The organism is Paenibacillus sp. NPDC056579, from assembly GCF_042793215.1.
Taxonomy (GTDB): Bacteria; Bacillota; Bacilli; order Paenibacillales; family NBRC-103111; genus Paenibacillus_S.
Map to the genome: position 1 here is coordinate 198,389 of NZ_JBHTVD010000002.1, position 21,431 is coordinate 219,819.

14 protein-coding genes are annotated in these 21,431 nt (G+C 51.7%); 10 read left to right on the forward strand and 4 right to left on the reverse strand.

Annotation, left to right across the window (positions count from 1 at the left end; genetic code table 11):
- Positions 1-127: 127 nt before the first annotated feature.
- The 3 genes from ACFQ88_RS08440 (at position 128) to ACFQ88_RS08450 (ending at position 3,522) form a co-directional block, all read left to right on the forward strand.
- Positions 128-430 carry a hypothetical protein gene (locus ACFQ88_RS08440; protein WP_239632742.1) on the forward strand — a complete coding sequence of 101 codons (303 nt, stop codon included), beginning with the start codon at positions 128-130 and terminating at the stop codon, positions 428-430.
- A gap of 267 nt (positions 431-697) precedes the next feature.
- Positions 698-1,078, forward strand: coding sequence for a DUF423 domain-containing protein (locus ACFQ88_RS08445; RefSeq protein ID WP_379453805.1), 381 nt, complete (start codon positions 698-700; stop codon positions 1,076-1,078).
- A 536-nt stretch (positions 1,079-1,614) separates the two neighbouring features.
- Positions 1,615-3,522, forward strand: a complete 1,908-nt coding sequence (locus ACFQ88_RS08450; protein WP_379453806.1) for a putative bifunctional diguanylate cyclase/phosphodiesterase — start codon at positions 1,615-1,617, stop codon at positions 3,520-3,522.
- 83 nt (positions 3,523-3,605) lie between these two features.
- Here the strand turns inward: ACFQ88_RS08450 and ACFQ88_RS08455 are convergent, their stop codons facing one another.
- Entirely contained in the window at positions 3,606-4,136 is a 531-nt protein-coding gene (locus ACFQ88_RS08455; protein ID WP_379453807.1) for a hypothetical protein, read from the reverse strand.
- 187 nt (positions 4,137-4,323) lie between these two features.
- On the opposite strand from ACFQ88_RS08455, the gene ACFQ88_RS08460 reads away from it, so the two are divergent.
- The 5 genes from ACFQ88_RS08460 to ACFQ88_RS08480 all read left to right on the forward strand — a co-directional run bounded on the left by ACFQ88_RS08460 (position 4,324) and on the right by ACFQ88_RS08480 (position 9,609).
- Positions 4,324-4,626 (forward strand): YunC family protein, encoded by a 303-nt coding sequence (locus ACFQ88_RS08460; RefSeq protein WP_239632748.1) that lies wholly within the window; start codon positions 4,324-4,326, stop codon positions 4,624-4,626.
- A 173-nt stretch (positions 4,627-4,799) separates the two neighbouring features.
- On the forward strand, positions 4,800-6,404 hold the full coding sequence (locus tag ACFQ88_RS08465) for a LytS/YhcK type 5TM receptor domain-containing protein (RefSeq protein ID WP_239632750.1): 1,605 nt from the start codon (positions 4,800-4,802) through the stop codon (positions 6,402-6,404).
- Positions 6,405-6,409: 5 nt separating this feature from the next.
- Positions 6,410-7,189, forward strand: a complete 780-nt coding sequence (locus tag ACFQ88_RS08470; RefSeq protein WP_379453808.1) for a LytR/AlgR family response regulator transcription factor — start codon at positions 6,410-6,412, stop codon at positions 7,187-7,189.
- 130 nt (positions 7,190-7,319) lie between these two features.
- Complete coding sequence (locus ACFQ88_RS08475) at positions 7,320-9,413, forward strand: carbon starvation CstA family protein (RefSeq protein ID WP_379453809.1); 2,094 nt, start codon at positions 7,320-7,322, stop codon at positions 9,411-9,413.
- Complete coding sequence (locus ACFQ88_RS08480; RefSeq protein ID WP_239632756.1) at positions 9,406-9,609, forward strand: YbdD/YjiX family protein; 204 nt, start codon at positions 9,406-9,408, stop codon at positions 9,607-9,609. The genes ACFQ88_RS08475 and ACFQ88_RS08480 overlap by 8 nt, the downstream gene beginning before the upstream one ends.
- Positions 9,610-9,669: 60 nt before the next feature.
- On the opposite strand, the gene ACFQ88_RS08485 is transcribed toward ACFQ88_RS08480, so the two are convergent.
- From ACFQ88_RS08485 to ACFQ88_RS08495, 3 genes are all read right to left on the reverse strand, one after another.
- Complete coding sequence (locus tag ACFQ88_RS08485) at positions 9,670-10,155, reverse strand: dihydrofolate reductase (protein WP_379453810.1); 486 nt, start codon at positions 10,153-10,155, stop codon at positions 9,670-9,672.
- A gap of 150 nt (positions 10,156-10,305) precedes the next feature.
- Entirely contained in the window at positions 10,306-11,610 is a 1,305-nt protein-coding gene (locus ACFQ88_RS08490; protein WP_239632760.1) for an ABC transporter substrate-binding protein, read from the reverse strand.
- Positions 11,611-11,655: 45 nt separating this feature from the next.
- A complete protein-coding gene (locus ACFQ88_RS08495) occupies positions 11,656-13,116 on the reverse strand; it encodes a hypothetical protein (protein ID WP_379453811.1) in 1,461 nt (486 codons plus the stop codon).
- A gap of 196 nt (positions 13,117-13,312) precedes the next feature.
- Between ACFQ88_RS08495 and ACFQ88_RS08500 the strand changes: the two genes are divergently transcribed.
- Positions 13,313-14,167, forward strand: coding sequence for a helix-turn-helix transcriptional regulator (locus tag ACFQ88_RS08500; protein ID WP_379453812.1), 855 nt, complete (start codon positions 13,313-13,315; stop codon positions 14,165-14,167).
- A gap of 139 nt (positions 14,168-14,306) precedes the next feature.
- On the forward strand, positions 14,307-21,425 hold the full coding sequence (locus ACFQ88_RS08505) for a phosphodiester glycosidase family protein (protein WP_379453813.1): 7,119 nt from the start codon (positions 14,307-14,309) through the stop codon (positions 21,423-21,425).
- Positions 21,426-21,431 lie beyond the last annotated feature (6 nt).

Sequence of the window (21,431 nt, forward strand, 5' to 3'; positions counted from 1 at the left end):
CCTACATATAATGAAATATGCGAATGTGTAACAAATTTCACGAAAAGGCAATCATGAAAAAGCAGGAATAATGGCGGATTTCGTCGAAAATTTGGGAAAGCCGTGTAAATCCAAAGGAGGATATTCGATGCAATATTCCATTGTCCAATCCGTTAAAATTGTTGATATGAACGACGAGATTATGTCCGAGGTGCTGTTCCATCATGGGGAGCATGAATTGCTCGCACTGGCCGTCGGTTCATCGGTCATTACATATCAGCTGGGGCTGCGCCAGTTTGAGGTCGTCTATGATAAGAGGGAAGGCAAGCAGCAGCGCGTCAAAATCGTCGACATCGAAACCGATCTGATGGCTAGCCCGGCCGCTACCCGGGTGTATCTGGAGTCTGTGACGCTGATCATCGGCCAACATGATGTGGGTCAAATTTACTAATTCCTTTTGCAAGTCTATATATTCATTATAGAGTGCGGTATATCATATCCGGCTGTTATCGCTTGAGGCGAGGCCGGTTTTTTGTTGGAGATTTTAGGCTAGGGAATTGCGGTGATAGGCCTTCCTCGTGTCGATCGGCGTTTTAAGCCAATGCGGAGGTAAGTCCATTTTGTGAACCCGGGCGCAGCTAGTGGAATCAGGTTGTGAAATCCATTATGATGGAGGAAGCGATTAAATTACCGTTTGGGTTGTGCGGAGGTGAGTATGATGAATTCACGCTTTGTTGCGATTGGAGCGATTTGCGCCTTCTTATCCGTAGCTATCGGAGCGTTCGGTGCCCATGCGCTCAAAGAGAGCATGTCGGCCGAGATGATGGCCATTTATGAAACCGGTGTACAATATCATATGATGCATTCGCTCGGTATTATTGCCATTGGCCTGGCGGCTGCCTTTATGCCGGAGAGCAAGGCATTGGTACGGGCAGGCTGGTCGCTCTTGATCGGGATCATCCTGTTCTCGGGCAGTCTGTATGTGCTGAGTATTACCGAAATTAAGCCGTTAGGGGCGATTACGCCGTTCGGAGGCGTCGCTTTCCTGTTCGGGTGGTTTAGTTTGGCTCAAGCCGCGTTCAAGTTTAAAAAGCAATAGGGATCGGCGATCCCGTTCTCATGCGGCTGCGCTGCATGCCATCGTCCCATACCGACGCATATTCTGCGTGCGGTATTTTTTTGCCTCAATAAGCAAGACTTGGCGTCTCTTCCGTTGCGGTGCCGGTTACAGCATTGATATCATGAATCGAAATAAGCTTCGCCAGTACTTTAACCCATGGTTCCCGAAGCGGTTCCGTTCAGGCAGATTGCAGAGAGCAGTCTGTTTTTTTTGTTATAGCTACCAATTCTAAGGGACACAAAAAAACGCTCATCAGAGTGCTGATCAAGCATAAAATGTAATCTGGGACTGCAATCCATCCTTTGTATTAGTGCAGAGGGCGGAATGCGTGCGAAAAAGCGATGCTACAGCGTAAGATGGCGCGTTGGGAGCAGTGAGTGGCGAAAAATGGCAAAATGATGTCAAATATACATGAATATTGCGTTTTTTGTGATGAGATGCAGGAAAAAAGACCCTTGACGTAGAAACAAGTAATGAAATTCATTGTCGAAAAAACCGTGAATAGGGGGGCAATGATGAAAAAGGGAGCGGAATTATTACCGGTCGGGAAGTGGGCAGGGATTGCAGTCTGCGGATATTTCCTAGTTTTTCTCTATGTCGCCTGGAGTATTGACGTTCCGCTTGTTTGGGCGTTGGGTGCCTTGACGCTTGGAATTTATATGGCAAATTTGGCTCTGAAGGTGCGATATTTCCGATCCTCGGTTTCCGTATCACGGGCTTTGGAAGAAAAAGAACGGGCCTTCGCCTCGTTGTTCGAGCATAACCCGAATGTCGTGTGCTTGATGGACCGCGAGGGCGTCATCATGAGAGTGAATGCGAACACGGATAAGCTTCTCGGTTATACGCGACAGGAGATTGAGGATAAGCCGTTCCGGCAATTTATTGCGGAGGAATACGCGGACGTGACGATCGAAGCGCTCAATCAGGTGAAGCAGGGATTGCCGCAAACGTTCCGCACAGGCATTATGCACAAGGACGGCTTCCGGCTGGACCTGGAGACGACGGCCGCACCTATTATGGAAGGCGGTCTGCTGAGCGGGATGATCGTGATCGGGCAGGATACCACGGCGGCCAAGCGAACCGAAGAACGCATCCGCTATATGGCTTATTACGATGATATGACAGGCCTTCCGAACCGGAGACTGTTTACGTCGCAATTGGTTGAAGCCATGACGTCGGCTCATCGCCACGGCCATTTGCTGGCGGTATTTTATGTGGATATCGACAGGTTCAAAATGGTTAACGACTGCTTCGGGCACGATTACGGAGATATGCTGCTGCTGCAGCTGGCCGAACGCTTCACCCGATGCATATCGGAGAATGATTACCTGGCACGAACCGAGGGCGACGAATTCGCATTCCTTTTTAACAATTTGCAGCACCGGGATCAAGTCCGCGATTTGGCTATGCGGGTGTTTCAAATATTGGATGAACCCTTTCAGCTTGAGCAGTATCAGGTGCATGTAACGGCGAGCATCGGCGTTGCCATTCTAACGGAGGATGAAACCGATGCGAGCTCCCTGATGACCTGCGCGGATATAGCCCTGACCCGGGCCAAGGAGAAAGGGAAGAACAACTTCCAGGTATTCCACACGGATATGAAGTCCATATCGATGAAGCGGCTGACGCTCGAGAGCGATTTAAGAAAAGCTCTGAACAAAAACGAATTTGTTCTGGTATATCAGCCGCAAATGGATATCAAAACCGGGGCTATCGTCGGTTTTGAAGCGCTATTGCGCTGGCATCATCCGGAGAAGGGAATCATTCCTCCGAATGAATTTATTCCGCTGAGCGAAGAGACCGGAATGATTGTGCCTATCGGAGAATGGGTTTTGCAGGAAGCATGCCGGCAAAACAAACTGTGGCAGAGTCAAGGCCACGTTCATGTCCCGGTGTCCGTCAATTTGTCGACCCGCCAATTCCTGCAGTCCAACCTGCGGGATAAAGTAGCCGAGGTGCTCGAGCGCACGGGACTGGATCCGGCCTATTTGGAGCTGGAAATAACGGAAAGCAGCACAATGGACGTCGATTACGCGACGTCGCTGCTGCTGGAGCTAAAGTCGATGGGCTTGAAAATCAGCATTGACGACTTCGGTACCGGTTACAGCTCCTTGTCCTATTTGAAACGATTTCCGATCGATAAATTAAAAATCGACCAGTCGTTCGTCCGTGACATTATGACGGATCCGAATGACGCGGCCATCGTCGCTTCCATTATTTCGATGACAAGACACATGAACCTTAGGGTTATTGCAGAAGGTGTCGAAACTGAGGAGCAGCTGGGCTTTTTACATAACAATCATTGCAATGAAATTCAAGGCTACTGGTTCAGCCCTCCGTTAAGCGCGGATAAGGCGGAAGAGCTGATGCTCCGCAAACGCCAAGTGAATACAGCAGGCTCCTTTCATAATATAAATACATAATTCGCATACATAACAAAAAAGGCGGAAAACCGGCAAGGGGATGATGAATCCCGATGCGGCTTTCCGCCTTTTTCTAGCTCGTCCTATCGGCTGACGGCAAAATCGTCGATTTCATTGATTTTGAACAAATACACTTGCTTTTCGTCGACATGATAAACGCTCACATTCCCGTTCGACGGGTCGAAGTTGAGAATACGGCACGGAATGTTCAGTTTGACGCCTTTGCCCTTCACAACGGTAAGTCTAACCAGCGAGTTGCTCTGTTTATATTGTTGAAGTTGATCCCAGATGGCCTGATGAGGATCGGGTCCGGTTGTCGGATTTTCCGGCTGTGTGACTCCGCCTCCATCGGGAGGAACCGCGGCTTCTTTCGGCTGCCCGCCCGGCTTCGTCGCGGCTTCGGTCGGCCTCGGTTTACTGATCGTCTCACGCAGCACGGCCTCTATGTAGGTACCTAATTCAACCCCCTCTTTGATCTGATAGTCCTTTACCTCATCTACGTTCAGCAGGTGAAGCAGCTTCTCTAGGGCTCGCCCGTTCGTCTCGTCTTCAATGAGAATGTCTACGTTGAAAAGATATTTGCGTTTGCCGATTCGGTGTTGGTCCGCCTCCATAACTGCCCTCCTTAAGACCTAGTAATCCTCCCTAACTATACCACTTTTTATGGGAATAAAGTAGGGGATAATCGCTTTTTGTATCTTTTTTATAAAATTGACAGGATTCCCCCGAGCTTGAATCACCCGTATCGGAGCAGGCTCATATAATGAATTGCATGCTGAATGAAAAAAGGAGATGCTGACGATGATGCGCATGGAACCCGTAACGCTTGACGGCTTCACCGCATTGGCTATCGAGGTTAAGCTGCCCAAAACGACCCTCCTTGCGGTGACAACCGATAAAGGATATATAATGTGCGGAGCGCTTGACGTTGGGCTGTTGAATGAAAGATTGAAAGACCGCCGCATTATTGCTGCCAGAGCTACCGGGGTACGCACGATTGAAGAGCTGCTCGAGGCTCCGTTGGAATCGGTCACGTACGAAGCGGAGGAGCTTGGCATCGTTCCGGGAATGAAGGGAAGAGACGCCGTTATCAAAATGTTTTAAGGCGGCGATCCTTGCGATCTGGACAAAACTGTATTCAAGCAGCGTATCCTACAGGATTCGGCTGCTTTTTGGTTTTTCGGGGGAGTTCACTTCTAGCGTTTACGTCAAGCCCGATGGATGTATAATAGTAGCTACATACGGAATGTTTCCGGCCGGGACGGTGTGAGCCAAGCATGTTTTATTTAATGGTAGATATGTTTGAAAGAGTGGGCTTTCTGATTGCCATGGCCTTTGTGTTCTCCCGAAGCAAATGGATGAGAAGCTATATGAGCTACCAGGGTGACAGAAGGAATCATTGGCGGTTTCTTATTTTCTTCAGCTTGTATTCTATTCTCGGCACGTATTCGGGAGTTACAGTGTCTCAATATGACTATAAGCCAGCGCCCTGGATCGGGTACGTGTCCCCAACTGCAGCGATTGCCAACTCGCGCACGGTAGGCGTAGTCATTGCCGGGCTGCTCGGAGGTGTCAGGAGCGGCTTCATCGTCGGAGCCGTGGCCGGACTTCACCGGTACAGTCTGGGCGGCTTCGTCGCCGTTGCCTGCATGATCGCACCGATGCTGCAGGGGATTCTTGGAGGCTTGTGCCGCAACGCCTTGAAAAGAAGGTTCAGGAACATGTCGACCGTTCCATTGGCGTTTATCGTCGGCTTCGTCGCGGAAATGATGCAGATGGCGCTGATTCTCGCTTTGGCCAGGCCATGGGATGAGGCGTTCGGACTCGTCATGATGATCGGGATTCCGCAAACCTTGGCCAACAGCACCGGAGTGGCGATGTTTTTCATGGTATATAACACGATCCAGCTTGAGGAGGATCGGATAGGTAACGAGCACGCCCGTAAAGCGCTCCATATTGCCGATCTGACCATGCCGCAGTGGAAGCTCGGCTTTCACGAGGCGGTGCGGTCGGTTACGGCGACATTGCACGAGGAGACGCGTGCGGTTGGCGCGTTATTTTACTCCGGCGGCAGCGATCAGGTGATGGAGGGACGCAAGACACCTTATTGGATCGATCTCCCGTTGGAAACGCAAGGGAACAAAACGATAGGCCATTTTCGCCTGTTCTACGAGCGGCAGCAGGACGACAGCCCGTCCAGGCGGAGAATGCTCGGATCGCTTGCGCAGCTGCTGTCGCAGCAGTATGCGTCGGCGGAGGGGGAACGCCATGCGCAGCTGCTGGCGGATGCGGAGATCCGCTCGCTGCAGGCCCAGATGAGCCCGCACTTTATGTTTAATGTGCTGAACACCGTGAAATCCTTTATCAGGACAAGGCCGGAGGACGCCAGGCAGCTGATTACCCATTTGTCCAAATGGATGCGCAGCAACATGAACAACAGCAGCAGGACGCTGATTTCCATCCGCGACGAGCTGGATATGGTGAAGGCGTATTTGACGCTGACCAAAGCAAGGCTCGGCGATCAGCTGGAATTTGTAACGGACATAGACGAGAGAGCGTTAAACCGCCTCATTCCTCCTTTTACGATTCAGCCTCTTGTAGAAAATGCGCTGGTCCACGGGTTAAAGCGAATCGAGCGAACCGGCGTCATTATTTTGCGTATATGGCAGGAGGAAGAGGGAGAGCAAGCCAAGGTGCACATTACGGTTGAAGATAACGGAGTAGGGATGCAGCAGGACAAGCTTCGGACTCAGGAGGAGCATGCCGGTCTCGCGCTTGAGAATATTGAGCAAAGACTGAGATATCACTATGGCATAGAGCAGGCACTTAGCATTGAGAGCCGTCAGAACGAGGGAACGAAAATAAGCTTTTGGGTGAGGTGAACCGGATGGGATGGAAGATTGTCATTGCGGATGATGAAGCGCCGGCAAGAGAGGAGCTTAGCTTTCTGGTCGGTAACATGAGCGAAGTGGAGACGGTTGTCGTGGCGACCGGAGGAATGGATGCCATCAAAAAAGTGCGGGAGACCAAGCCCGATCTGCTGTTCCTCGATATGGACATGCCGGATTTGAACGGGCTGCAGGTAGCGGAGCTGGTCGGAGAGCTGGATCCGCGGGTGAAGGTAGTATTTTCTACCGCTTACGATCAATATGCGGTGAATGCCTTCAAGCTGAGGGCATTTCATTATATATTGAAGCCGTATGACGACGAAGACGTGGAAGCTGTATTTCGCGAGCTGCGCCAAGTAAGTCAGAAGGAATCTGGCGGTGGCGGCGACACTGGCGCCCTCCTCCGCGAGCAGGAGCGGCAAGGACAGCCTCAGCCGCAAACGGCTTGTGTGAAGCTTGCGTTGGAGCTGGAGGACGGAATCAAGTATGTTTCACCCAAAGATATCGTATACATCAGTAAGGAAGGCAAGCATGTCCAGGTGCATACCTGGGATCAGGCTTATGAGGTTGCTTATACGCTTCAGGATCTGGAAGGGAAGCTCGGGCCTTACGGGCTGTTCCGCTGTCACAAAAGCTATCTGGTGCAGCTCGAATCGATAGCGGAAATGAAGTCCTGGGTCAACGGCGCCTACAATCTCGTGATGAACGATACGGTGCACAGCAAGGTTCCGGTGAGCCGGAACTATGTCAAGGAGCTGCGTTTGAAGCTCGAAATTTAGCATCTTGGAAAGCCTCCCCGACATGATGCGCCTAAGCGGTTTTCAGAGGAGTGCTGCGAGGGTATACTAATTGCAAGCGCTATCATGAAAGCGTTACCGCATTCTTATGTTATCCTTGGGGGGATTCCTAATGGCAAAAAGCATTAAGTCCATTTTCATTTGGGGACTTATTTCCGTACTCGGAGCCATAGGCTTTGCAGTACTTGCATTGAATCGGGGAGAATCCATCAATGCGATGTGGCTAGTCGTAGCGGCGGTTGCCTGCTATGCTGTCGCCTACCGGTTTTACAGCAAGTTTCTGGCTAACAAAGTATTCGGCTTGGATGACAACCGCAAGACGCCGGCCGAGCTGAAGAACGACGGCAAAGACTACGTTCCGACGAACAAATGGGTTTTGTTCGGCCATCATTTTGCGGCGATTGCCGGAGCGGGTCCGCTGGTCGGCCCGGTTTTGGCGGCGCAAATGGGCTATTTGCCCGGTACGCTGTGGATCGTTATCGGCGTTATTCTGGGCGGCGCCGTGCAGGACTTTGTCATTCTATTCGCATCCACCCGCCGAAACGGCAAATCGCTGGGTGAAATGATCAAGGATGAGCTGGGGCCGGTGACAGGTGCGATTGCCATGGTCGGCATTTTGGGCATCATGATTATCCTGCTCGCCGTGCTGGCGCTGGTTGTCGTGAAAGCATTGATCGGAAGCCCGTGGGGGATGTTCACGATCGCCGCGACGATTCCTATCGCCGTACTGATGGGCTTCTATATGCGGTACATTCGCCCGGGACGCGTAGCGGAAGCCTCCTTGATGGGAGTCGTGCTGCTGTTCGCCGCACTTATTGCCGGCAAATATGTGGCTGAGACGCCTGCGCTATCCGCGATGTTCAATTTCAGCGGCGAAACCATCGCCCTGATGATGATCGCCTACGGCTTCATCGCTTCGGCATTGCCGGTATGGCTGCTGCTGGCGCCGCGCGACTACTTGAGCACCTTCTTGAAAATCGGCACCATCGTCGGCTTGGCGCTAGGAATTCTGGTTGTTATGCCGGATCTGGCTATGCCTTCGACAACGAAATTTATCGACGGAACCGGCCCGGTATTCGCCGGCAACTTGTTCCCGTTCCTGTTCATTACGATAGCCTGCGGCGCCGTATCCGGGTTCCATGCACTCGTATCGTCCGGAACGACACCTAAGATGCTGGAGCGGGAATCCCACGCACGCCCGATCGGATACGGAGCGATGCTGATGGAATCGTTCGTAGCTATCATGGCGCTTATCGCTGCGTGCGTCATTACGCCGGGCACCTATTTTGCGATTAACAGCCCGGCGGCGGCTATCGGCACGGATGCGGTAAAAGCTGCCGCGACGATCACGTCCTGGGGCTTCACCATTACGCCGGACGATTTGACGACGATGGCCAAGGATGTCGGCGAAACGACGATTTTATCGCGAACCGGCGGAGCGCCTACGTTCGCTATCGGCATGGCTCATATTCTCTCCAATGTCATCGGAGGTAAAGCTTTGATGGCGTTCTGGTACCATTTTGCCATCCTGTTCGAGGCTTTGTTCATCCTCACGACGATAGACGCGGGGACACGGGTAGGACGGTTTATGGTGCAGGAAATATTGGGCAGCGTCATTAAACCGCTTGGCAATACAGAGTCTATGGCAGGCAACGTCATCGCGACGGCCATTTGTGTCGCCGGCTGGGGCTACTTCCTGTACCAAGGGGTTATTGACCCGCTGGGCGGAATCAACTCGCTCTGGGCGCTGTTCGGCATCGCCAACCAAATGCTTGCGGGCATGGCGCTGCTGCTGGGCTCCACCATCCTGCTCAAGATGGGTAAAAAAGCTTATGCATGGGTTACGCTGCTGCCTACGACATGGCTGCTCATCGTTACGATGAGCGCAGGCTGGCAGAAGCTGTTCCATCCGGCTGCCAAAATCGGTTTCCTCAGCCATGCCGCACAGTATAAAGATGCGCTTGCAGCCGGCAAGCTGCTCGCTCCGGCGGCGAATGCCGAGCAGATGAGGCAGATTATTACGAATGATTATTTGGACGCCGCCCTGTGCGCGCTGTTTATGATCATAGTAATCGCCGTACTGATCGCTTCCATCCGGGTATGGTTCCGGGTGCTGAACAATAAGCCTGCCCCGCTCGTGGAAGCCCCTTACGTGGCTCGCGCCGGCGAGGGCGGAGGCAGCAGGGAGGTGCCGAAATATGTTTGAGGCGGTCCGCGAAGTGCTGAAGTACCGCAATCAATTTCTGGATTTGCTGGTCGGCGTGCCGAACTATGAACGGTATGTCGAGCATATGAAAGAGTGTCATCCCGGCGAGCCGATCCCGTCGCGGGAGCAGTTTTTCCGGGAAGCTCAGGACGCGCGCTACAATGCCAAAGGAGGCAAAGTCTCGCGCTGCTGCTAGGGGAAATAAGTATAGCCGCAACCTTCAGTAGAGGGCTGCGGCTTTTTACTGTAGTGGTGCTTACTTCTCTTGCTTCCGTTCCAGCGTGTAGTAAGTGTAAGGATACAGGCTTGTTTCCACGCGCTGCTCGTATGTAACGTCAAACTGCTGCCAATCGAACGCCGGGAAATAAATGTTCCCTTCGAATTCATGGTCGATAACGGTCAAATAGATTTTGTCCGCATAGGGCAGTGCTTCTGCATACAGCTGGCCGCCGCCTGCTATGAATACTTCGTTCTCTTCCTGAACCGTTTGCAGCGCATCCTGCAAAGAAGTAACGGTAGTACACCGCTCTGCCTCGATATGATGGCTTCGTGAGACGACAATCGTGTTACGGCCCGGGAGAGGCTTGCCGATGGAATCGTACGTTTTTCTCCCCATGATGATGGTGCGGCCTAGCGTCAGCTCTTTAAACCGTCTTTGCTCGCCCGGGATGGTCCAGGGGATGTCTTTGTCCTGACCGATCACATTATTTTTATCGACTGCCGCTATCAAAGAAATGATCATGATGCCTGCCTCCACAACAAATATAGATAACGTCAATCATACCATATAGTCGGTTATGGGCAAGACAAGACGGGTTATTGTATGAAAAAAGCCCTTCATGCTGCCGTAACGGCAAGATGAAGGGCTTTCGTGTGCAATGCTCACGCAATGCTATTTTTTCAAATCGGCTATCGCTTTAACAACGCCTTCCTCGACTTCCCGGAAGCCCGTGTTAATATCCTTCTGATTCAGCGCCATCGGGACCAACGGAGCCCGGAACGCTTTTTCCGCTTCCGCATCGTATAACGTTTTGGGCGAAATCGGCGCAAACTTGTTGTAGAATACCGATTTCAAATTTTTATCCTTGGCATAGCCTTCCTGGCCAAACGCGTTCTGCACGGCCTTGTCGTTTAGTACGGTCATAATGCCTTTCTTGGACAGCTCCATCTGGAATTCCTGGGAGATGAGATATTTGATGACTTCCATAGCCCGTTCTTTTTGCTTACTAATATTGGTGATGCTGAAGTACGTCGGATACGATTGCGAGCCGACTCCCGGGAGATCCTTGAACGTAGGGTAAGCTACCATATCCCAATTCATGCTGGACAAATCCCGCTGCACGAACATATACGACTGGTATCCGTACATGGCCAGCGTCTGGTCTTTCGTGAATAAGGCGTCGGATTCCGGAAGGGCCTTCCTTGTTTCAATACTGGTTTTGAAGGCGTCCAGCTGGGCCGGTCTCAGAATAGCCGATTCGTAAATTGTTTTCCAGCGCGGATCGCTGATCGTCGCTTTCTCCGTCTTCGGATCGACGTAAGGCAAAGAGTAGGAGTTCAGCCGGAAATAATGAATGTTGGACATGCCGAACCCGAGATACTGCTTGCCGTTATCGCTTCGAGTAAGCTGCTTGTTCAGCTCCACGACGTCATCCCACGTCATGCCGTCCTTCGGATAAGGGACGCCGAGCCGATCGAAAATATCTTTGTTGTAGAACAGCGCCATATTGTTATTAGACACGGGCAGGCCGTACATCTTGCCGTTCGAGATCATTTTCATCGCATCGATGGTTGTAGGCTCGAATTGGCTTAAATCGATTTTGTTCGCCTGAATGAGCGGGGTCATATCGTATTGCAGCTCGTATTTGAGCAGCCCGCCGACGAATTGGCCTACCGACTCCCAGTAAATGTCAATTGGTGTATTGGCCGCAAGAAGCTCTTCGAGCGACTGGCCTTTCGTCTTTTGAAAATAGGTAATTTTCCAGTTCGGAAATTTTTTGCGGAGCGCATTGCCGAACCGTTCGTCGAAGCTCTCAGGGGAGTCGCCGCTGTTGGAGAATAAAACAATTTCGGCAGGCTCGTTCAAATTAACCGCCGTGCTCGGTGCCTGTGCTTCTGTAGCGGGTTTGTTATTAGAGCATCCTGCCAGCAAGCTTGTCACTAACAAAGAACCGATCAAAGTCCATTTTCCGTACATAGTTCACCTCGAATAAAATGTTATCGTAAATAGGAAGAGTGCATCTTACGCATCCAATTGATTGCGCAAGCTCTCGATCACTTTGGCATGGGACTCCCATGCCCGTCGTCCGCTCAGCATCTGATTCGGAAACCGCTCCTTAAAGTCCGCACATGACTGTTCCAAAATATTGATGATCATGCGCAGCTCATGCACGGATACGGCATCGGGGTCGTTCTGCAGCAGCCGGATGCCGAAATAAGCGGCCTTATACTGCCGGAACAGCTCCTCCCATGCTTGGAGCGCATGTAGAGCTTCACGCCAAGTCTCGGCCAATTTTCTGCCGCCCCGGTTCATCATGGATGACAGCCTGTTCATATAGAAGGACGTTTTCTCGTCTTCCGCCCGCAGCTGAAACACCCATTCCTTAGTCGGCCGGTCGCACAGCTGCTCCGCCAGCCGGTCCACAGGCGAACCGGTCCATACGGGCAAGCGATCGGCATTGCCGTCCTTCAGGTGCTTGCGCGCATAGTCGAATGTCGGCAAATTGGAATGATCGGCCAGCCACAGCTTCTGAGGAAACAGCATTCGGCGGACAATTTCCGTCGATAACCCGACCACCTCCCAAGCCCCCTCGAAATGCTCCTTCTCCCAATCGGCTATGATCTGGTCCAGCTTAATATCGGGATTGGCGGCGAACCTGGAGAATACTTGAAGCTCCAATTGTCCCCACGGCGTATACACGGCACTGTTCCCGGCGTAGGCGTCGTACCGGTCTAGCCGGAGACAGAACGTTTCAATTCCGAGAGTCCGGGCGTGCCGTGCACGGCGGAGCAGCAGCTCCGGCTCGGCGAACGGGAGCACCGTCTGCATCTCGTATTCATGCCCGAGATCGAACTCGATCCATTGCGGCTTCGGGCGAACCTGACTGAGAACGGGATTGTCCGGGTAATAAGGATGCCAATCGTGGGGCACACATTTGCTCATGACTCCCACCTCATCCGGCAGGCTGCGGATCGCTTTGAGCATATCGGCGATTTCATGGTCCCGGTATACAAAATCGCGGACGGTCAGCTTGGCTCCGTGCTTGCTGCAGCTGTCGAGCAGCCATTGCACCAGCTGCTTCGTTTTATTCGCCGCTGCCTCCGGACCTGTATAGGAGGACAGCACATTTTTGTCCTTGTATACCTCAAATTGGGTTTCAGCAAAGGTTAGCACCAAGCCTTCGAGGCCGGGGAGAAGCTCCTGAAGGAACTCGGCATATTTTTGCTCCAAATGCGGCTGCAAATCGGGGTGCTCCAAATCCAGCATGCCGTCGGTAACGCAGGCAGCGGGCGGCCTGTACATTTCGTGCGTCCAGCACCATACGTCGAGCCGCTGCGCTTTGGCCAGGCTGACAATTTTCCGAACTTGAGCCAAACGGTCCGGATTCGTCATCACATCGTCCGCATGATGGACCAAATGATGGCTTAAATGGATTGCACTTACGCCTCCGTAACGCTCTGCGAGCTTCAAAGTATGTTTCATGTAACGTTCATTCAGCGTTAAAGGAAGATAATGCAAATTCATCTGGATTCAAGCTCACCACCTTATTGAAGTTGAAAGGGTTTTCAAATATACTTTATAATATCGCAATTATGCATTATATTCTTGCTAATAAATTGCTTAAAAGTCTCATAATTCACATATATTGCGAATACTGCATCGATATAGGGGGCAAGAAATGCAGGAATACAGGCTGTTTCAATACAATAACGAAGGCCGCACGCTTCATTTCAGTCACCTGCTGCGCAAAAGTCCATACGATCAGAAGAAAAGCCACGTTCATGAAAAGCATTATGAAATTTATTTTTTGCTTTCGGGAGAGCGCAATTATTTTATTCAGGACCGGGTACTGGCGGCGCAAAAGGGCGATCTCGTCATCGTCAATAAAAACGAGCTGCATCATACGGCAGACCGGGGAGAGCCCGGGCATGAGCGGCTTCTCATTAATTTCACGGACGAGTTTATCCGTCTGCAGGAGGGGGAAGGGCCGGCGCTGCTGCCGTTTCCGAACGGTTCGGGGGTGCTTAAGCTGAGCTGGGACGATCAGGCCGTCGTCAAAACTCTCATGTTCAAAATGATGGAGGAGCTGAAGACGGAGCCTGTAGGGTACTCTTTGTTTGTTCGGTCCTTGCTGACCGAGCTGCTGCTGTTGATTTGCCGCTGGGGTGACCGCAAGGAGAGCGATTCGGATTCCCGGAAGCCGCTTCACGAGAAAATTTCGCAAATCGCGCGACACATCATGAAGCATTACAAAGAAGAGCTGTCGATTGCTGCGCTGTCCGAGCAGTTTTTTATAAGTCCGTACTATCTTTGCCGCATGTTTAAGTTGCTGACGGGAGTCGGCATCGTCGAGTACATTCAGATCGCGAGAGTAAAGGAAGCGCAGCGGCTGCTTGTCGAAACGGAGGAGAAAATCATCGCTATTGCGGAAGCGGTGGGGTACGACAATTTGGGGCATTTTAACCGGATCTTTAAAAAAATCGCGTTTATCAGCCCTCTTCAGTACAGGAAGAAGATGAGGGCGAATAAGTAGCACTCCAGGTAAGCCATTTACAAATTCTTTTTATAATTAATCAATTCATTTTACATATGCCCATCATAATAGTAATCATATCCAGCCGATCCCTGATCCTCCAGGGTTCGGCCGCTATTATGATTGGAGGCTAATTCGAATGATGTTTACAAGAAAACGACGACGATTTACCGGTTATTTAATGGCTGTTGTCATGCTGCTCTCTTTTTTGCAGCTGTACACGCCGGCTCTGGCCAGCACACTCCCGGCGACGACATACGGCCAAGTGACCGATATGCGCCAAATGGAACTCGCTCCGGGAGCAACCTACACGTGGTACGACATGAACATCGACCGCGGAAAGGAAAAGATGCATTTCGTTGAGTTCGATCCTAAGAACCCGAATCTTGAACTGCAAGCCGGTACCAAATCCGGCAAAGTGTACGGCATGCAAGGCGTCACGGCGATGGCTAATTACGCGGACAAGCCAGGTAACCGTGTTATCGCAGGCATCAATGGCGACTTTTATGATCTGACCGGTTATTCGACCGGTGTGCCGAACGGTTTGTTCATGGACGACGGGCGGATTTTGAACAGCTCCACCAGTTCGTTCGCCTTCGGATTAAAGAGCGACGGCACCTCCGTTTACGGTTCGCCCAGGCTGACCAAGACCGTGACCATCGGCGGTGTGCCGACGAATCTGACACATATTAACCGTTATAGGGAGAATAACCAGCTTGTCCTTTATACTTCGGATTATAATACTTCTACGATGACGACGAATCTTGGGGACGAAGTGGTTTTGGACGTGCTTCAAGGAGAAGTGAAAAGCGGCCAGACGATGCTGCTTAAGGTGAACTCGATCCGTAAAGATCAAGGCAGCTCCCCCCTGGAACCGGGGAAAGTCGTACTGTCCGCATCAGGCACGGCCCGTTCGTTATTATCAGCCGTTCAGATCGGTGATGAAATTACAGCAAGCTTCGCATTGGACGGCGAATGGCAGGACGTGACGGTTGCTATCGGAGGACAGGGCCCGTTGATTAAAAACGGCGCAGTTCAGACTAACGTTGGGCCGGAGGGAGTCCATCCCCGTACGGCTATCGGTACAAAGTCGGACGGAACGGTAGTATTGTTTGAAATTGACGGACGTGCTCCCGGATTCAGCGAAGGTGTGGAGACGGTGGAGCTCGCCAACATTTTGAAGGATCTGGGCGTTGTGGATGCGATGAATCTGGACGGCGGCGGCTCCTCTACGTTTGTAGCCAAGCTTCCGGGTGAAACGGCAAGGAAAATGTTGAACCGCGGCTCCGACGGTGGAGAGCGGCAAACCGGCAACGGTCTGCTGCTTGTTAACAAAGCGCCGGAAGGTCCGGCGGCGAAGCTGGTTGTCCAGCCGGGGATGGAACGTATTCTGGCCGGCTCCAGCTTGACGTTCAAATCCGCAGGGATCGATGCAGGCGGACATCCTGCGAATTATTCGGAAGCGGAAACATGGAACGCGGATTCGGCTATCGGAACCATTACTGCAGGTGGGGTTTTTACTGCCGGAAATCAGCGAGGCTCCGGTAAAATCCGCGTATCTGCAGGCTCTTTGCAAGGGGAAGCCGATATTGAGGTTGTAGATCAATTAACGGAGCTCCAATTCCCGGATGAAGTGAAGACATTTAATAGCGGTGCTGTCTCGACTTTGTCGGTTGCCGCTTTGCGAAACGGACAAGTCATTCAAGCAAGCAACGACAGCTTTGAATGGAGAGTCGAAGGACCGATCGGAACGATAGATGCGAACGGCACGTTCCGAGCCACCAGCGCCAACGATCAATCCGGAACGATCTATGTAAAGCATGGCAGCGTAGAAACATCTATGAAAGTAACGGTCGGCGTTCCTCCTGTCGTATTGGAAGACTTCGAGAACGGTCTGGGCAATTACATGGCCGCCGGAGCGGCATATACGTCCGTAAGCATAAATGAGGAGAAAAATCAGGATTTTGTACGCTTAGGCAATGCGTCTTTGAAGCTGTCGTATGATTTTAGAGGAAAGACCGGCACTTCCGGCGCCTATTTGCAAGCAAAATCGACGGCTACACGCATACAGGTTCCCGGCTATCCCGAGAAAATCGGCATGTGGGTTTACGGAGACGGGGAAGCGCACTGGCTAAGAGGCCAGATGCGGGACGGCAACAATGTTGCCTTTGCCATTGATTTTACAGATCAGACTGCCGGAGTCAATTGGAAAGGGTGGAAATACATTGAGGCCGCCGTTCCAAAAGGGAAAGCTACCCCGCTGACGATGGACATGCCTGTTCGATACATGGAGACGAGCAATACCAAGAAGACGGCAGGCGCTTTGTATATCGATGGAATTCGTGCAGTGTACGGACCGCTAACCGAGGATCGGACTCCTCCGATTATCAAAAACGAATTTCCGGAGGCTAATTCCGTCGTCAAAACCAATATTCCGCAAATTCGTGCAATTGGAGAAGATGACGGCTATGATCCTGTGAAGCATCCGGGAACGACATTGATCGATCCTAATACGATTCGGGTGTATATAGACGGAACGTTCGTAGCCCATGGATTGTATCCGCCGGAAGGACGCATTACTTATAAACCGGCCACACCGTTGGATGATGGGATTCACCATGTGAAGATGGCGGTACGCGACCTTGAGGGCAACCAAACGATAAAAGAATGGGATTTTATTGTCGATACCGGATCGGCTAAGTTCAAATATGCCACTCCTGCAGATGTGTACGCCGGACATTCCTATTCGGTTGAATTAACGGGGGAAAGAATCGCCCAGCTTCGCGCCGGCCATCTGGAATTCGCTTTTGATCCTTCCCGGACAAATCAATTGTCCGTTGTCAAAAGCGATAAGCTGAGCGATAGTCACATTCAGCAGCAGATCGATCCGGCTACCGGTAATGTGAGAGTGACTTTCTCCGATCTGGACTCGATCGCCGGGTTAACGGATAGCGATGTGCTTGCCCGCATCACATATCAGGTGAAGGGTGACGCCAGCGGAACGAACGTCATTGCCTTCCGTTCCAGCTCCATCCTGTTGACCGGGTCGGCAGAATATAAAAACTACGTCGGTGCTTCCATGCAATCCGCCGTCAAGCAGGAGCTTCGTTTAAGCTGGGATGATAATTACGCTCAAGGCTTGACTACAACCTTTACGGTTACCGACGAAGGCGGGGTACCGGTAGAAGGCGCCAAATTGTTAGCGAATGGTATCGAAGTTGGCGATGGTTCCCTTAGAACGGATTCTAGGGGTAAGCTGTCGACAAATCGTCTGACGGAGACGTTATCTGCTTATTCCGTCCAAGCGGCGAAGGGAGAGCAGTACAGCCTTGTCAGCACATTTACGGTTTCAAAACCGGCCGGTTCAGCGACACCGAATAACATCAGTGTAACGATGGGAGCGGATCCGGCCGTGTCACGCGGATTCACATGGCACACGAATCTGGCAACGGACAAAACTGTCGTAGAAGTCGTGAAAGCATCCGAATTTACGGATTTCAGCCAGAGTAACGTGGTTCGTTTCAATGGCACGAGCTACTTGTTCAACACGCTGGATATCGGAACGATTCGTGTTCATAAGGCTACCGCAGATGCTTTGGAGCCGGGAACGGCTTATGTATATCGCGTAGGCGATGGAGAAGGCAACTATAGTGCGCAAGGCAGCTTCAAGACAGCACCGCGCACCGGAGATCAAACCGAGTTTCTTGTCTTCGGAGATTCGCAGGCAGCGGATGCGGCAGGCTTCAAAATTTGGGGAGATACCTTGAAGCAGGCGATGACAGAGCGGCCTCAGGCGGAATTCATCGTCCACGTAGGCGATATGGTCGATAGCGGGTTCAAGGAGCAGGAATGGAACTGGTGGTTCGAAAAGGCGCAGCCTCAGCTGATGAGCACTACAGCTATTACCGTAGTGGGTAATCACGAGGTGATGGGAACCAAAGGCAACGGAGACTTCCTGGCCCATTTCAATCATCCGCAGAACGGTTCGGATAGCCAAAAGGGAACTAATTATTCATTTGATTATAAGAACATTCATATTGCTGTGCTTAACAGTGAATACGTTGATGGCTCCGGTCAAACGGAATGGCTGCGTAACGATCTGATGCACACGGACAAACCGTGGAAAATCGTATTTTTCCACCGCGGACCTTACGGCAGCATCTACGATACGGAGAATGTGAGGTCTGCATGGACTCCTGTATTCGACGAATTCGGGGTCGATCTTGTTATGAACGGTCATGATCACATCTATCTTAGAACATACCCGATGAAAAACAACCAGAAGGCTGTAGACGGAAAGGGAACAAGCTATATTATTCCCGGCGCGACAGGCCCTAAGTTTTACGAGTTGACTCCGAGACCTTGGCAGATGGTTGTGGATGATGAAAATACACAGATGTTCAGCTCTGTCGTAATTGATGGTGAGAAGCTGAAAGTTGTAACTAAAACGATTGGCGGACGCGTTGTTGATACGTTCGAAATCTCGAAGCGCGGCGAGATTGCTTCTATTGAATTAAAAGGAAGCAGCTCCTTGAAGGTGGGACAAACCGATAAGGCGGTGACGGAGGCTGTATACGACTCCGGCCGAAGAACGGTACTGAGTGAAGGCGTCACTTATACAAGCAGTGTGAGTAGCGTTGCGACGATCGATGGAGCGGGCACAATTAACGCCGTGGCAGCAGGTGAGACAGTGATCTCCGCAACCTACGGCGGCAAGAGCGCATCGTACAAGCTGATCGTATCGGCAGAAGAGCCTGTGCTGACCGGTATTACGGTTGAAGGTCCTTCGACACTGAAGATCGGCGGAATGGGAACAGTAGCGACTAATGCGGACTATAGCGATGGAAGTAAAGTTCCAGTAACGAAAGGCGTTACGTACGCCAGCAGCGTGAAGAACGTGGCGACGATCGATGGAGCGGGCACAATTAACGCCGTGGCAGCAGGTGAGACGGTGATCTCCGCGACCTATGGCGGCAAGAGCGCATCGTACAAGCTGATCGTATCGGCGGAAGAGCCTGTGCTGAACCGTATTACGGTTGAAGGTCCTTCGACACTGAAGATCGGCGGAACGGGAACGGCAGTGACCCAAGCGGTCTACAGCGATGGAAGTAAAGTTCCAGTAACGAAAGGCGTTACTTACGCCAGCAGCGTGAAGAGCGTTGCAACGATCGATGGAGCGGGCACAATTAACGCTCTGGCTGTAGGCGAGACAGTGATCTCCGCAACCTACGGCGGCAAGAGCGCATCGTACAAGCTGATCGTATCGGCGGAAGAGCCTGTGCTGAACGGTATTACGGTTGAAGGTCCTTCGACACTGAAGATCGGCGGAACGGGAACGGCAGTGACCCAAGCGGACTATAGCGATGGAAGTAAAGTTCCAGTAACGAAAGGCGTTACGTACGCCAGCAGCGTGAAGAACGTGGCGACGATCGATGGAGCGGGCACAATTAACGCCGTGGCAGCAGGTGAGACGGTGATCTCCGCGACCTATGGCGGCAAGAGCGCATCGTACAAGCTGATCGTATCGGCGGAAGAGCCTGTGCTGAACCGTATTACGGTTGAAGGTCCTTCGACACTGAAGATCGGCGGAACGGGAACGGCAGTGACCCAAGCGGTCTATAGCGATGGAAGTAAAGTTCCTGTAAAGAAAGGCGTTACGTACGCCAGCAGCGTGAAGAACGTGGCGACGATCGATGGAGCGGGCACAATTAACGCTCTGGCTGCAGGCGAGACGGTAATCTCCGCAACCTATGGCGGCAAGAGCGCATCGTACAAGCTGATCGTATCGGCAGAAGAGCCTGTGCTGATCGGTATTACGGTTGAAGGTCCTTCGGCTCTTGTAATTGGTGAACGAGGAACGGCAGTAACCAATGCCGTTTATAGCGATGGATTAAGTGTTCCTTTAGTTCATGGTGTCAATTACGATAGCAGCATGAAAAACGTTGCCTCGGTTGATGAAGCAGGACGTATTCTAGCACTGGGTGTCGGTGAGACGGAGATATCGGCCAAGTACGGAGACAAGACGGCTTCTTATAAGCTGACGGTATCCATGCCGCGCAGATCGAATAGCTCAGGTTCCGGCTCATCAGCACCGGTAGTCAATGAGGGAAGCAAGCCGGGTCGAGTGGAAGTAACTTATGAGATTTTAAATGCCGGCAGCGATCAAAATCAGGTTGTAATCAAAGTATCGGATCCATTGAATGAGATCGTCCTTCCGGGAAATGCCGCAGAGCTGCTTCAAAATAAAGCTCTCCAGGTCCAAGGCATGAACCTGGTCATTACCATCCCTGCCAATGTACTAAAAGCCATTGCGGGTATGGTGCCGGCAGAGCAGCAGGGCGATAGTACCATTAGCTTGAGCGTGACCGCATTGGATGCATCCAATGCTAACGAGCTTCTTGCCAATGCACAGCTTCTTGCGGGAGCAGAGCTTAAAGCAGCCGGCGACGTGCTGGAATTCCGTTTGACGCTTACTACAAAGCAAGGCAAGACAGTGTCGCTCAGCAAGTTTGAAGAGCCTCTTACGATTTCTCTTCCTTTGAGTGCCGGTGCAAATACAGAGTTGGCAGGCATCTATTATATTGCCGACGACCAAACCATTGAATATATTCCCGGCTCGATGAAAGAGGGAATGGTTACAGCACCCATTAACCATTTTAGCAAGTACTCCGTGCTGGAATATAACAAAACGTTTGAAGATGTGAAACAGACCCACTGGGCGTGGGGAACCATCAGATCTCTTGCTGCGAAGCATCTGGTTCAAGGGATGACCGCGGATCAGTTCGCTCCGGACAAGACAGTGACCCGCGCAGAGTTTGCAGCCATGCTGGTTCGGCTGTTAGGAATTAAGGGGGTTGTAAACGGAACGGCCGCATTTGTAGATATAGCACCGGATCAGTGGTATGCAGAGCCGGTTAGACTCGCCGCTCAGGCAGGGATCGTCAATGGCATCGGCGAATCGAAGTTCGCGCCGAACGCTGAGATCAAACGTCAGGAAATGGCGGCAATGCTAATGCGCGCCTATGCGTACGCCAATGGAGGAGAAACAAAAGGTGCCGCAGACTCCCGTTTCGAGGATATGACGGACGCTCCAGATTGGGCCAAGCAGGCAGTAGGCGCAGCAGCATCATTAGGACTGGTAAACGGGCGCTCGGATTCGCTGTTCCAACCACACGGTGAGGGGACGCGTGCAGAAAGCGCACAAATCATCTATAATTTGTACAAAATCATAGAAAAAAAGAAAACAACGGATCAGTAAAAGTAA

What these genes read in the sequence shown, in the direction of transcription:
- ACFQ88_RS08440 (WP_239632742.1), top strand. Translation starts at nt 128, where the DNA reads ATGCAATATTCCATTGTCCAATCCGTTAAAATTGTTGATATGAACGAC.
- ACFQ88_RS08445 (WP_379453805.1), top strand. Translation starts at nt 698, where the DNA reads ATGAATTCACGCTTTGTTGCGATTGGAGCGATTTGCGCCTTCTTATCC.
- ACFQ88_RS08450 (WP_379453806.1), top strand. Translation starts at nt 1,615, where the DNA reads ATGAAAAAGGGAGCGGAATTATTACCGGTCGGGAAGTGGGCAGGGATT.
- ACFQ88_RS08455 (WP_379453807.1), bottom strand. Translation starts at nt 4,136, where the DNA reads ATGGAGGCGGACCAACACCGAATCGGCAAACGCAAATATCTTTTCAAC.
- ACFQ88_RS08460 (WP_239632748.1), top strand. Translation starts at nt 4,324, where the DNA reads ATGATGCGCATGGAACCCGTAACGCTTGACGGCTTCACCGCATTGGCT.
- ACFQ88_RS08465 (WP_239632750.1), top strand. Translation starts at nt 4,800, where the DNA reads ATGTTTTATTTAATGGTAGATATGTTTGAAAGAGTGGGCTTTCTGATT.
- ACFQ88_RS08470 (WP_379453808.1), top strand. Translation starts at nt 6,410, where the DNA reads ATGGGATGGAAGATTGTCATTGCGGATGATGAAGCGCCGGCAAGAGAG.
- ACFQ88_RS08475 (WP_379453809.1), top strand. Translation starts at nt 7,320, where the DNA reads ATGGCAAAAAGCATTAAGTCCATTTTCATTTGGGGACTTATTTCCGTA.
- ACFQ88_RS08480 (WP_239632756.1), top strand. Translation starts at nt 9,406, where the DNA reads ATGTTTGAGGCGGTCCGCGAAGTGCTGAAGTACCGCAATCAATTTCTG.
- ACFQ88_RS08485 (WP_379453810.1), bottom strand. Translation starts at nt 10,155, where the DNA reads ATGATCATTTCTTTGATAGCGGCAGTCGATAAAAATAATGTGATCGGT.
- ACFQ88_RS08490 (WP_239632760.1), bottom strand. Translation starts at nt 11,610, where the DNA reads ATGTACGGAAAATGGACTTTGATCGGTTCTTTGTTAGTGACAAGCTTG.
- ACFQ88_RS08495 (WP_379453811.1), bottom strand. Translation starts at nt 13,116, where the DNA reads ATGAAACATACTTTGAAGCTCGCAGAGCGTTACGGAGGCGTAAGTGCA.
- ACFQ88_RS08500 (WP_379453812.1), top strand. Translation starts at nt 13,313, where the DNA reads ATGCAGGAATACAGGCTGTTTCAATACAATAACGAAGGCCGCACGCTT.
- ACFQ88_RS08505 (WP_379453813.1), top strand. Translation starts at nt 14,307, where the DNA reads ATGATGTTTACAAGAAAACGACGACGATTTACCGGTTATTTAATGGCT.